This is a genomic window from Bradyrhizobium sp. AZCC 2176 (assembly GCF_036924645.1).
In the GTDB taxonomy this organism is placed as follows: domain Bacteria; phylum Pseudomonadota; class Alphaproteobacteria; order Rhizobiales; family Xanthobacteraceae; genus Bradyrhizobium.
Map to the genome: position 1 here is coordinate 4235531 of NZ_JAZHRX010000001.1, position 12100 is coordinate 4247630.

Sequence of the window (12100 nt, forward strand, 5' to 3'; positions counted from 1 at the left end):
AAGTTAATGCGAAAGGCAGTCCGGGCGCTCACGCTCTTGGCCTTGGCCACAGCATCCCTGCAGATGCCAGGTCCTTATGGCGCCCGTGCTGAAGACGCTGCGGTGGAGACGCTCTTCAGCCAGCAGAAGGATTTCGTCTTTGAGGTGCGCAAGGGGCAAGGCAGCAAGGTCATCAAGGGTTTCGACGCGCGTGCCGGCCAAAAAATTCGACTCGTCGGATTCGGATCAATGAGCCTGGACCAACTTCGAGCAGAACTGAGAGTGGACGCAGGCGACACGTTGCTGGATCTAGGCAGTCGACAGCAACTTCGGATCGCCGGTGCCAACGCTGATGTTGTCTCCGCGATCCAGATACAGCTCGACCGGTCGCAATACTCGCTGACATTTACCGATGAATTCGATGCACTCAGTCTGGATCTTGAAGACGGTCAATCGAAGGGAGTGTGGCGAACCAGTTTTGGGTACGGAGGCGTTCACAGCAGAACGTTAGTCAATAATGGCGAGCTGCAGGTCTATACGGATCACCTCTTTTCCGGAACAGGCGCGACGAGCCTGAAGCTGGATCCGTTCAGGATCGCTGATGGCAAGCTCGAAATCGTGGCGGAGCCGCTGAACGATGATTTGCGTCAGTTTACCTGGGGGCGCTCGTATTCTTCAGGCTTACTGACCAGCAAAGCATCGTTTTCGCAGATCTACGGGTTGTTCGAGATCAGAGCAAGAATGCCCAAGGGCAAAGGTTTATGGCCTGCGTTCTGGTTGTTACCGGTGAACCGAGCCTGGCCGCCAGAACTCGACGTTCTGGAGATTCTCGGAGATAATACAAGGAAGCTGTATGTCTCCTGGCATAGTAATGTGGGCGGAAAGCACACGGCGGATTCAAAGGCGATCGAAGTCCCCGATACGTCCGCAGACTTCCATACATATTCTGTGGTGTGGGAGAAGGATACGCTTATGTGGTTCTTCGATGATGTGCAGATCGCGAGTAGGCCTACTCCAGCGGACTTTCATCTGCCGATGTACATGCTGATCAACCTCGCAGTCGGAGGCGGGTGGCCCGGCGCACCGGACAAGACAACGCAATTTCCAGCCAAGTACACCATCGATTGGGTTCGGGCATATGCACGAAGAGATGCGAAGTAAAGCCTGTGTGGATGTGCTTATCGCTGTCTGGAACAACGCAGGCACGATCGAAAGGGCGGCACGTTCGGCGTTATCCGACGCCCACGTCAACAATGTTATCGTGATCGACGACGGATCTACGGATGACACGGCCTCAGTTGTAAGTTCGTTGAAGGATCAAGCTGGAGACCGACTGATCCTCCGCCGAGTGGAGCGAAATGGCGGGCCTGCAGTGGCGCGTAACCACGGCCTCGAATTATCCACGGCGCCCTGGGTCGCAATCCTCGATGGCGACGACTATTTCTTGCCGAACCGAATGAAAGCGCTGCTGGATGCTTCAGAAGGAGCCGACTTCATCGCCGACGATCAGGTTCAAATCAAGGAGGAAGGGGGGAATGCTGAATTCTTGATCGGACACAGTGCCACGATGACAATCGACTTGGCGACGTTTGTGACCGAGAATCTAAGCAATGGGCCGCGGTTGCGAAAGGAATTTGGTTTTCTCAAGCCTATCATGCGAAGGTCGTTCCTGGATTCGCATCAATTGCGCTATGATGAACAATTGCGCTTGGGCGAAGACTTTGCGCTTTATACCAGGGCGCTGGCCGCGGGCGCGATCTTCAGGATTGTTCCCGCCCGGACATATGCTTCCATTGTTCGATCGGGTTCAATCAGCGGTCATCACACGAAAGTGGATCTGGAGCGCCTGCGTGATAGCAGCAGATCTTTAGGACAGCTGCCGCGTCTCACAGACCGGGAGAGGGTGTTGCTTCGAATGCACTATGAAGCAATCGACGCACGTATTCAGTGGCTCAACGTCATCGATGCGGTCAAATGCCGGAGCATAGCGGCCTTTCTGCCGCCCTTCTTTGTTCGGAGGACGACGTCTATCTATCTTGCAGGCCGACTTTGGGAGCAAGTCGTTCTGCGAAGCAAGAAATCGCTGGGGCTGGTCGGCAGTTAGTCGCACTGAATGAAACTTCCCTCGATGGTGTTGTTCGCTCAACGTGTTTGAGGGAAGGAATCCCCCTGAACATGCGGGTTGGTTCGTGCGCCATCGGCATAGCAATAAGCAGACATAAAGATGAGTGATGTCAGGTTGAATTGAGTAAATAATTCGACCTCACCGACGGTTCTCAGCGTGATAAGCGTGACGAATCCGACAAAAAAGCAGCTTTCCGGTCCCGGGTCGCGAAGTGCCCATCTCCAAACGCTGAAGACCACAATGATCGTTGTTGCGGCAGCGATAAATATTCCGATAAGTCCCAGTTCGACTCCGATTTCCAGCCAGAGATCATGAAAATGAAATCCGGCGTGGCCATAGATGTAGAACATCTCCCAAAAGCGTGTCGCTTCCGCGTTACTCTCGACCCAGAACGCTTGAAGTCCGACACCCCCCCAAGGGTGATCTGCAACGATGCTGGCGGCGCGCGACCATAGAACCGTGCGCCCGGTGAGGCTGGTATCCTTGCCGATTGACATCAGAAACATGTCGAACAAATTGTCAATTGACAGGAACGCAATACCTAGCGCGATGAGAGAGACAATAATGCCGAGCCAAAACAGAAATATTCGCGCCTCGGTATGCAGCCGGCGCAACAGAAAGATCGCTACGGATCCCACGATCGCCATCGTGCCAGTCAGCAGGGCTCCTTCTGAACCTGCGGAAAGCAGCATGTAGGGAGCACCGAGCAAGGCTGAGAGCGCGATTGCTCTTGCGTATTTCGGCTGATTTCCGTCGAGCAGGACCCACACACTGGACAGCAACGTCAGGGCAAGTTGAAGCCCGAGGCTATTCTTTGCGCCAAATATGCCGGGTATGAAGAAGCTCGCGACTATCGAAGAAATTTGAGCATACATCAGCGCCGCTATGAAGGCTCGGGCAGGCAATCCCTGCGCGAACATGATCGCTGCGAGTACCGTAATCCCGATTTGCGGTGCCGCGCGGGCTGATTGCATTGGCTCCATGGACCAGAGAACGGAAAGCATTCCGTACGCCACAATTGCCCACGGAACAAAATTCCAGGTAGCCGCTAAGTAGGCGCGACGCGGGAAGAGGGCGCAGTAAGCTAAAGCAGCTCCCAAGAAAGTAATCGCAGGTATCGTTGGTACGGACTGAATGAACGCGAGTGAAACCGCACAGCACAGCCATAACAGCCATGTTGCGCCGTGTACCCAGCTAGCTTCGTGTGAACTGGAGCCAATGGTGGCAGAGATCATGGCCCGCTGACCCTGGTCATTTCGTCATAGCGAACGGCTTCGGTGCTTGGCAGGTCATGTCGAAAAATGTCCGGGCGAGGACGGATCGCAAGCCCGCGCTTCCGGATCAGGTCCTTGACCGGTCGTTCTCGGCCGGGATGCCGCCAATCCTCCATTTTTCATTGGGGACCGTCAAGAGAGGAAAGCCGCGGATGCAGCGTCGCCGGCATAACGCCGGCTGACCTGCCGAACCCTCAAATCTCGCGCGCAAAGTTTCAAGCGGCACAACTTCCATCCGATGTGTCGTCGATCGGGTTCCATCACCGCTTGCGCCAGACGAAAAGGCCAGACATCGCGTAATTCCAAACGACGCCCATCAGTGCGCCGGCGGCTCCCGCGACCCACCAAATCGGCTCATGGTCATAGATTGAGAACGCGACGCCTACATTGGCAAGCAGGCCGACGCTGCACACGAAATAGAAAGCTAGAAGCCCGCGAAGAATGGCAAATCCTTTCAGTCGCTGGTCGCGATAGGTGAGAAAATTGTTCAGGATGAAATTTGTGGTCATTGCGACGAGCGCACCACAGCCTTGCGCTTCCGCAAACGGCAAGTTGAATAGCTTGAGCGCGATAAATAGCGTGGCAAGGTGCACGACGAGGCCGGTCGAACCTACCAGCGCAAACAAGAGAAAGCGCAGCGATACCGCGTCGTTTGTCAGCTTCGCTAGCACGAGTCCGAGAAAGTCGAGAGCCACCATGGAATCGAGCTTGCTCTCGCCATGCAAGCGCGAACCGAAACTGTATGGGATTTCTACGGTGCGAAGATTTCCTTGAGCGGTGGCGACGATGTCGAGCAGGATCTTGAAGCCTTGTGTGGAGAGCTGGGGAGCCAGCTGCTCGAAGCGATCCCGGCGGATCATAAAGAAGCCGCTCATGGGATCGGAGATGCTAACGCGCAGCAGGCGCTTGGAGATTTCGGTTGCAAGGGCGCTGGCGCCGGCCCGCTGCTTGTTGAAACTGTCCGCGTTGCCACCCTCGACATAGCGGCTGCCAACAGCGAGCTCTGTTTGCCCATCCTGCAGCAAGGCAAGCATCTTCGGGAGCTGTGTTTCATCGTGCTGCAGGTCGGCATCCATCACGGCCACGAAGGGGGCGCTCGATGCCAAAATGCCTTCAATGCACGCCCCGGAAAGTCCACGGCGTCCAATTCGCCTGAGACAGCGGACACGAGCATCCTGTCCGGCGAGACGGCGCACAACATCCGAGGTTCCATCCGGAGAATTATCGTCAACGAATATGACTTCCCAATCGATGCCGGTCAGTGCGGTCTGAAGCTTTTCGAACAACTTCGTTACGTTCACACGCTCGTTGAACGTGGGCACTATGACCGAAAGCCGAGGAATGTACTGCGCAGCCTCAGCAGACGTCTCAAGGTCGTTTTCGAGAACTGAAATAGTATGCTTGTTCATGGGATGGAGAATATGCGAGAGCCGCCTGGCAAGCCAGCCTCGAATGATTTCAGAGTTAAGTGTCAGAACCCCGCATTAACGATATCGCGAGCAGATCGTAAAAAGTCGTTAACTCTCATGTCCGAGACGAGATCAATGATGCCGGCTCGGTATCATTGCTTGCTAGGGCGCTTCCAGAGAGAAATATTGGTCGAGAGCGGTTGAAAGATAAGCTGTCGGGGGCTCGTGAGTGGTGGCGTATCGACTTCGGTGAATCCGAGCGACGCTAGTAACCGCTTCTCACGCAAATCCTTGCTCGCGCTGATCAGGGCAACCTGCTGGACCGAAGTCCAATCTTTCTCTGGATCGACGACCAATCCATTGTCAATCAACATGCGTCGCATCTGACCGTCTTCGATATGGACGCGTTCGGCAGCTGACAGTGAATAGGCAGCCAACATTCTGTCGTTGAATCGAATTAGTTCACGATCCACGCCAGGAAACAGGATTTCCCTGTTCGGCGCATAAAAATAGGCTGTCCCGGCCGTCCAGAAGTTGCTGCAAAGGATGGGTGCCTTTCCGAAGCCATGTGCGTCTATGAGGGCGAGCGCTTGCGGCGTATCTTCTGTCTTCACCTGCAAGTGTTTGGCCTCAATTGCCGACCAGGCGGCGAGCAACAGTGTGGCCGAGAGTAGCGCGGTTCGGGTCAGTGGCTGTTTAAGCATCGCTACACAGCAACCGAACAGCATGGCCGCGGGAACCAGGTTGGGAATGAAGATGCGGTTCGCAAGGATTGGAGTGTTGAGGTTAAGGAGGGCAATTGCTGCCGGGTAAATGAGGAGGGCGCCCGCGCTCAGAGTTGCAAACGCTCTTCGGCCGCTATTCCAGAGGAGTACGGCGCCCAGCGCATAGGCAAGCAGTAGCAGCGTGTCGGCCAATTGCTTGATCGGAAAGGGCAGGCCGGGAAATCCCACAATGTTACGAAAGAACCATTGCACCAGAAGCGAGCTGTCGGTGGGTAGGCCTTGAAAGCTCTGAGTCGCTTCGTAGAGCGAGACGAGCCACGGCAGGCTGATGACGAATAGCAGCAGGTTGGCTACCAGCCAGTTGCGGAGAAAGTTGGCTCTCTGCTTGGGCATTAGGCAGCAGCAGGCGAGCGCAAGTCCATTCAGTATTGCGAGGTAAATCAGGGCGACTGCCTGAGAATAGACTGAAATACTGGCTCCGACCAGGTAAACTGCAGCATAGAGTCTCTTCCTGTCCCGGTCCATGAGCCCGAGAAGGCCCCATGTGGCGATGGCCAAGCCGAAACAAAGAAGCGTATACATTCTTGCTTCTTGGCTGAAATAGACGTGGCCGGTTGAAAGTGCGAACAGCGCCCCTGCAGCCAAGCCAGAAACGCGATTGAGCAGATCGCTGGTTGCAAGCGCGACGACCAGGACGGTAAGGCTGCCGATTGCTGCGGCCGGAAAGCGAATTAGTTCTGCATTCGAATTCAGTTCGTTCCAGAAATGCTGCAGAACGTAAAACAGCGGAGGGTGATTATCGATCTTGTTGAATGCGATATGGCCGAGGGGTTGCGTCGATACAAAGTAAGAGTAAGCCTCATCCATCCAGATCGGGGTGTGATCCAATTGATAGAAGCGTGCGATGCATCCGACCAAGAATACTGTCAGCAGTCCAATGATGAACGGCCCATCGGCCAAGTCATGCCGAGAGCCGACGTCGTCGGCTGTTGCGTTGGTACCCTCAGATGGCGTCAATATTGCCGTAAGCAACCAGAATTCCCTTATGATCTTCCGCAAGCGCGAGCCCAACGATTGACATCCGGTGTGCCCGGTGGGCAATTCGTCTCCACAGGCGCAACATGCTCAACCTTTCGTTGCCGCATGCAGGCCATTTATCTCGCCAGCTGCCAAGCCCGAAAGCTCATCTTCATGATACCGCCCGGATATGGGCGAGGCTAGTGCAAGGGTGATGGTAGACTCTTGAAGCGCACGATCGTGGGCGAAATGATAAATTTGGCTCGGCGCAAGAACTCAGTGCCCGCAAGTCGGCCCGCAGGGCGCGAATTTGCTGCGCAGGGATCGGGTTTTTTGTGCTGTTCAACATGTTTGAGAACGTTAGGCTTAATACGCGGCGGTTGACGGGGCGGCGAAATATCTGAGCGCTTTTCTCGTCTGAAACATAGTTCACTTATCGTTTTCGTCGATTACCACGACTATGATCAGTCGTAGGCCAAGACTTGACAGTTGGTTAAGGACAATGGGATTTGTAGATAGACTGAGGCTGCGTGAACGCCTCGCGAAGGCGCGAATGTACTGCGAGAGGCAGGCAATTGCGTCCTTCGGTCCTCACCATGCGAAGTCGCATGGCCGTTTGCTTTGCTATCACTCGGTCGGGCAGCCAGATCTCGGCGTGAACGATTGCTCACCGTCGCGGTTTCGGCGACACATTGATCTGGCAAGGCAACTGGGATTTCGATTTGTGCCTGCCGCCCAGATTGCGAGCGGTATCGGAACGTCCCGCGATCTTGCGATTACTTTCGACGACGGTTGGAAGAGCGTTCTTACCGTGGCCGCACCGCTCCTTGGCGAGTACAAAATTCCATCCACTTTGTTCGCTACAACAGGCTTGATCGAAAGTTCTTCAACGTGGCATCGGCCACGCATGCTCGACTGGGGAGAACTCGCTCAACTTCACAAGATGGGCGTTGAGATTGGCAGCCATTCCGTCACGCATCCGGATTTTGGGGTAATTGACAAGCCTAGGGCCGTCGATGAGCTGAACAGGTCGCGAGAGGCGCTGAAATCGCGGCTTGGCATTAACCCTGATTGCTTTGCAATTCCATTTGGGCAGTCCAGGAACTGGACTTCCGTCGCTCACGAAGCTGCCAGTGAAGCCGGTTACAGGTTCGTCTATGCTCAGGCGGAAAATACCAGGCCGCCGGGCACCATTCCCCGGACGTTCGTTACCTGGATGGACGACGAGCGGATCTTTACCGCATTATTAAACGGGGCTTTCGATAATTGGGAGGAGTGGTATTAAGGGATTATGACAGAGGCAAAACTGGTTTCGGTGGTGGTCCCCACTCGGGACCGCCCGGAATTGCTGCGGGAAGCCCTCCAGAGCATCCGTGCTCTCGAGAGTGATGGCGTGCGCTTCGAGATTATTGTCGGAGACAACGGAACATCGTCAGACACGCAAAAGGTCGCGGAGGCATTCGACGCAATTTACCTGCATACATCCACGTTCGGAGCGGCAGCCGCCCGCAATATTGCGATGCGTGCCGCGACAGCTGATTATATCGCTTTCTTGGACGATGATGATGTTTGGACTTCAAATCATATCCATGGCCACTTGGCCTTGCTGGCCGCCAATCCGCGTCTGGATATGGTGTTCGGTCAGATCATAAACACTGATCCCGAACGGCGTCCAATCTACGGTCCCTGGCCGGAACAATTGCCGGATGAGCGACGAGACCTTCTGAAATTCATGTTGAATGGGTACTTCCCGCAGATCGGAGCGACGGTCGTGCGAGCTCGGGTGCGTGAAACGGTCGGGTTTTTCGACGAGAGTTTCATCGGCGGTCAGGATTGGGACTGGCAGTTGAGGATCGCCCGCCAGCACGGTGTTGGTTTCGTCAGGCAACCGTGTGTCCTGTTTTCTCAAAGGGAAACCGGTACCTACGATAGCCTGCAGTTACGGCGCGCCAAGTTCACCAGACGAATCTTTCTGAGAAATGCAATTCCTGAATGGCGCGTGTGGGCCTCGCCAATCGCATTTGCGAGATCGTACTTTGAGGTAACGGATCACTATTTCTTCTATTTTGCAGAGACCGCACTTGATCACGCCAATAAAGGCGAACGCTGGCTTGCGATTTGTGCAATCTGGCGGGCGTTCACGATGTTTCCGTCGCGCGCGTTGCGGAAGCTGCTCTCGGACAGCTCGTTGAGGGAAGCTTTGATGATGACTTTGCGCAGCGCGAGGGCCGGCAGGTCGTCCGGCTGACAGTCAAAATGAACAGCCAGGAACGTAATCGCCGAGTTCTGAACACCGATCATCTCAACAGAGATATTGGCCGGCATGCTGCGCGGGGAGGAATTATTGCGATCGCTGCGCAGCCGATCCGCATGTTCATTCAGTTTTTTATTACCGCCGTGCTGGCGCGCCTGCTCGAGCCGGACGCTTTCGGCCTTGTGGCGATGGCGGCTGCGGTGACAGGATTTGTAGCGCTGTTCTCCGAGTTGGGCCTGACGTCCGCAACGGTTCAGCGTCATCAGATCGACCAGGATATGGTGAGCGGGCTGTTCTTCATTGGTTTCGGAGTAAGCATTGTTCTGGTGCCGATTGTTTGTGCCGTCGCTCCAATCGCTGCCTGGTTCTTTAACGATCCGCGCGTTTCTGGCCTGATCATCTTGATGTCTCTCTCCTTTCCACTGGCCGCCCTCGGTTCGCAACATACTGCACTGTTGCTCCGCTCGATGCGCTGGATGGTCCTGCAATGGACAGGTCTGGTGGGACATGCGGTGGGTGGATTGGCAGGGATCCTGGTGGCGTGGAAGACCGATCTTGGCTATTGGTCGCTCGCGGTTACAACTCTCGTTGCACAAATCGTCACATTGTCATTGATATGGACGGTATGTCCCTGGCGGCCAAGTCTGGTTGTCGACTGGCGCGGAGCTCGTAGCAGTCTCCACTTCGGCGCATATTTGGCGGGCTTCAGTATCGTCAATTTCTTCCACCGACAATTGGACAACATCATCGTCGGCTGGCGCTTCGGAGCTACCGAACTGGGATTCTACTCGCGCGGCTATCAGTTGATGTTGTTGCCGCTCAATCTCTTCAATGGCCCCCTTAGTGCGGCGATCGAACCGTCGTTGAGCCGATTGCAGCACGAGCCGGACCGTTGGCGTCAGGCGTTTTTGGATGCCTTGGGACTGCTCATGTTCCTCGGAGCTGGAACGGCCGCTTGCTTAATTGCGGTTTCTGATCCTCTGATCGCCATTATTTACGGACCGGGCTGGGAGAAATCAGCAACCATCTTCCGGTGGCTGGCGGTGTCTCTTTTCGCCGGGATCCCAATGAATGCGTCCGGATGGATCTATATTTCCTTGGGTAAGACCCGCCGAATGTTCGTTTGGAGTCTGATCTTTGTGCCCATCATCGGTCTCGGCTTTTTGCTGGCCATTCCGTATGGCGCAGTCGGGATAGCAGCCTCCTATGCCATTACCATGAACCTGCTGTTGCTTCCTTGCTTTGCATTTGCATGCAGAGGGAGCCCCGTGAGCTTCTCCGACACCATAAAGGTAATCCTGCCGCTGGCCGGGTGCGGGGTGGTTGCTGCCCTGGCCGGAGTATCAATTTCGGATCGCAGCCATCATAACCTTGTGCAGTTGTTGCTGGGAGCATCAGTTTCGGGCGGCGTCTTCCTCCTGCTCGCAAGTTGCGTGATCATAAGGGCGAATATCTATCGAGAACTCCGTACCCGCGTTGTGACCCTGTCGCGCGGTCTTGCCGAAGAGGTGAGGGTAAGAGCGATACCCTACCTTGCTCGTCTGCAATCTACAAAAAAATGATCCGCCCTTCGAGCGGCGTGTGAAAAGGTGAGGTTGGCGGTGCGTGTGAGCCGCGAGCTGGAATTGGTGAGGCGGCAGGTAAAGGTTTGTTCGCGCCTGTCACGGTTTGATGGTGCGCTTTAGCCATTCAGGCAGCAGAAGTCGAAGCATTTTTGCCGGCCCGGAAATCTCTCCCTGTCTGCGCATCCTGGACCACAGCGCAATGCGCTGGCGAAGGGGCAGGGCGCCCATGTAGATCATTTTAACTTCCGGCAACAGAGGCTCCGCTCCGACAATATCCTGATGCATGTCGTCGGGCGGGCCCATGTAGGGACGTTCTACGATATCGTTCGTGACCGCGCTATTCACGCGCGCGGGAAGACTTCTGACACATTGGAAGGCAGCTTCGAGGTGAGAGCGCCAGCCCGAGGAAACGTGGAACCGCTCGATTGCCCGGCGCGCAGCCTCGCCCTTCTCAATGCGAAAGGGAGCATCGACGACGAGCCGGTCGAGCATGGCCTCGTACTCTTCAGTCGTCCTGGCGACGAGGCACGTTCCAACCAGACCCACGTGGTTGATGCCGAAAATCCTGGCTTCATCAGGCAACGTGAAAATGGTGACAGCCGGCAAGCCGTATCCCGCAGCTTCCATCATGGAAGTGGACGATACGAACGGATATGAGTCGACGTAGACATCTGCAGCTTCAAAATAGCGTTTGGGATCAGGCACCTCAGACAGACCTGTTATGCGACCACCGACTCGCGTCTTGGCTGCCTGCCAATCGTCGGGCTCGCCAGAACCGACGACGACCAAGTGAGCTTGAGGATGCTTCTCGAGCAACTTGATGTGCCGGTCGGCGAAGCTCATGCCGTCAATCGACCGGTATTTCGGCCTTCGAGCCACAGAGAGAAGCAGAACCGTGTCCGGGTGCAACCCAAGGCTCGACTTTGCATCATTGCGAGATTGTAGTCGTGTCGTTGAATCAACGATGGTCGGCAGCAGAAAATTGCGATCGGCTTCCACGCCGCGACGAGAAATCGAGATGTCAGTGGCGGCGTCCCGGAGGTTGAGAACAAGGTCGGCAACGCTTGTTCCCAGCCAGAACAAGTGATCGGCATGATTTAAAAACAGAACTGGCGGCAGTCCGTTCTCGTCGGCAAAAGCCAGAACCGGGATTACATCTTCGCAGTGAATGTGCAGAATAATCACATCGTACGCACTCGCAATCCGGCGGAGCGCGCGAACCCAGTCAAATCGGCTACCGATGGATTGATTCAGCCTGACTAACTCACCGCCGCTACGCCGTACCGACTCCGTCAGATGTTCGGGAATTTCACCGCGGTGCTGCGTGAGTACCACGGAACTCATTCGATCGCTGTCGGCATTGATCCAGCGGCCGATCATCCGTGTCAGGCCGCCGACTGACGAGAGCTCACTTCCGACATGAAGGACTCGCTTGAACTCGCCCCTTTCCCTCGGCTTTACGCCATTGCTGCCCGGCGCGATCTGTCGGCCTATCGCGTTTAGAATTGCCTCGAGCCGGGGGCTGTTGAATATTCCGCAATGAGTGTGTGTCGCAATGGTTGCAGCGGTGGCGGCATAGAATGCCGCCATTTCCAGCTCGCCCTCCGCGTAGGCGCTCTCCGCCAGCTTAACCTCAGCGTCGAAGCGGGCAAAGTTTGAAAGTATCCGCTCTGAGGCAGATTGCGAACTTGCTGCGCCGTTCGCTTCAGGTCGAAGAACCGTTGTATCGATCGTCATCGATCGCCTATTCAG

Annotated in this window: 9 protein-coding genes; 5 read left to right on the forward strand and 4 right to left on the reverse strand. The window is 55.5% G+C overall.

The window, feature by feature from the left end; genetic code table 11:
* Positions 1–6 precede the first annotated feature (6 nt).
* On the forward strand, positions 7–1140 hold the full coding sequence (locus V1288_RS20005) for a glycoside hydrolase family 16 protein (protein WP_334358670.1): 1134 nt from the start codon (positions 7–9) through the stop codon (positions 1138–1140).
* Positions 1118–2083: a glycosyltransferase family 2 protein gene (locus tag V1288_RS20010; protein WP_334358671.1), complete on the forward strand. Its 966-nt coding sequence runs from the start codon at positions 1118–1120 to the stop codon at positions 2081–2083. The genes V1288_RS20005 and V1288_RS20010 overlap by 23 nt, the downstream gene beginning before the upstream one ends.
* A 38-nt stretch (positions 2084–2121) precedes the next feature.
* Here the strand turns inward: V1288_RS20010 and V1288_RS20015 are convergent, their stop codons facing one another.
* The 3 genes from V1288_RS20015 to V1288_RS20025 all read right to left on the reverse strand — a co-directional run bounded on the left by V1288_RS20015 (position 2122) and on the right by V1288_RS20025 (position 6544).
* On the reverse strand, positions 2122–3339 hold the full coding sequence (locus V1288_RS20015) for an O-antigen ligase family protein (protein ID WP_334358672.1): 1218 nt from the start codon (positions 3337–3339) through the stop codon (positions 2122–2124).
* Between the two features lie 299 nt (positions 3340–3638).
* Positions 3639–4787: a glycosyltransferase family 2 protein gene (locus tag V1288_RS20020; RefSeq protein WP_334358673.1), complete on the reverse strand. Its 1149-nt coding sequence runs from the start codon at positions 4785–4787 to the stop codon at positions 3639–3641.
* Positions 4788–4939: 152 nt separating this feature from the next.
* Positions 4940–6544, reverse strand: coding sequence for a glycosyltransferase family 39 protein (locus tag V1288_RS20025; RefSeq protein ID WP_334358674.1), 1605 nt, complete (start codon positions 6542–6544; stop codon positions 4940–4942).
* A gap of 709 nt (positions 6545–7253) precedes the next feature.
* Between V1288_RS20025 and V1288_RS20030 the strand changes: the two genes are divergently transcribed.
* The 3 genes from V1288_RS20030 to V1288_RS20040 are packed head-to-tail and all read left to right on the forward strand — an operon-like array spanning position 7254 to position 10345.
* Positions 7254–7814, forward strand: coding sequence for a polysaccharide deacetylase family protein (locus V1288_RS20030; protein WP_334358675.1), 561 nt, complete (start codon positions 7254–7256; stop codon positions 7812–7814).
* A 6-nt stretch (positions 7815–7820) separates the two neighbouring features.
* Complete coding sequence (locus tag V1288_RS20035; RefSeq protein WP_334358676.1) at positions 7821–8777, forward strand: glycosyltransferase family 2 protein; 957 nt, start codon at positions 7821–7823, stop codon at positions 8775–8777.
* 8 nt (positions 8778–8785) lie between these two features.
* Positions 8786–10345 carry a lipopolysaccharide biosynthesis protein gene (locus tag V1288_RS20040; protein ID WP_334358677.1) on the forward strand — a complete coding sequence of 520 codons (1560 nt, stop codon included), beginning with the start codon at positions 8786–8788 and terminating at the stop codon, positions 10343–10345.
* 99 nt (positions 10346–10444) lie between these two features.
* Here the strand turns inward: V1288_RS20040 and V1288_RS20045 are convergent, their stop codons facing one another.
* On the reverse strand, positions 10445–12085 hold the full coding sequence (locus V1288_RS20045) for a glycosyltransferase (protein ID WP_334358678.1): 1641 nt from the start codon (positions 12083–12085) through the stop codon (positions 10445–10447).
* Positions 12086–12100 lie beyond the last annotated feature (15 nt).

What these genes read in the sequence shown, in the direction of transcription:
- V1288_RS20010 (WP_334358671.1), top strand. Translation starts at nt 1,118, where the DNA reads ATGCACGAAGAGATGCGAAGTAAAGCCTGTGTGGATGTGCTTATCGCT.
- V1288_RS20035 (WP_334358676.1), top strand. Translation starts at nt 7,821, where the DNA reads ATGACAGAGGCAAAACTGGTTTCGGTGGTGGTCCCCACTCGGGACCGC.
- V1288_RS20015 (WP_334358672.1), bottom strand. Translation starts at nt 3,339, where the DNA reads ATGATCTCTGCCACCATTGGCTCCAGTTCACACGAAGCTAGCTGGGTA.
- V1288_RS20045 (WP_334358678.1), bottom strand. Translation starts at nt 12,085, where the DNA reads ATGACGATCGATACAACGGTTCTTCGACCTGAAGCGAACGGCGCAGCA.
- V1288_RS20040 (WP_334358677.1), top strand. Translation starts at nt 8,786, where the DNA reads ATGAACAGCCAGGAACGTAATCGCCGAGTTCTGAACACCGATCATCTC.
- V1288_RS20005 (WP_334358670.1), top strand. Translation starts at nt 7, where the DNA reads ATGCGAAAGGCAGTCCGGGCGCTCACGCTCTTGGCCTTGGCCACAGCA.
- V1288_RS20020 (WP_334358673.1), bottom strand. Translation starts at nt 4,787, where the DNA reads ATGAACAAGCATACTATTTCAGTTCTCGAAAACGACCTTGAGACGTCT.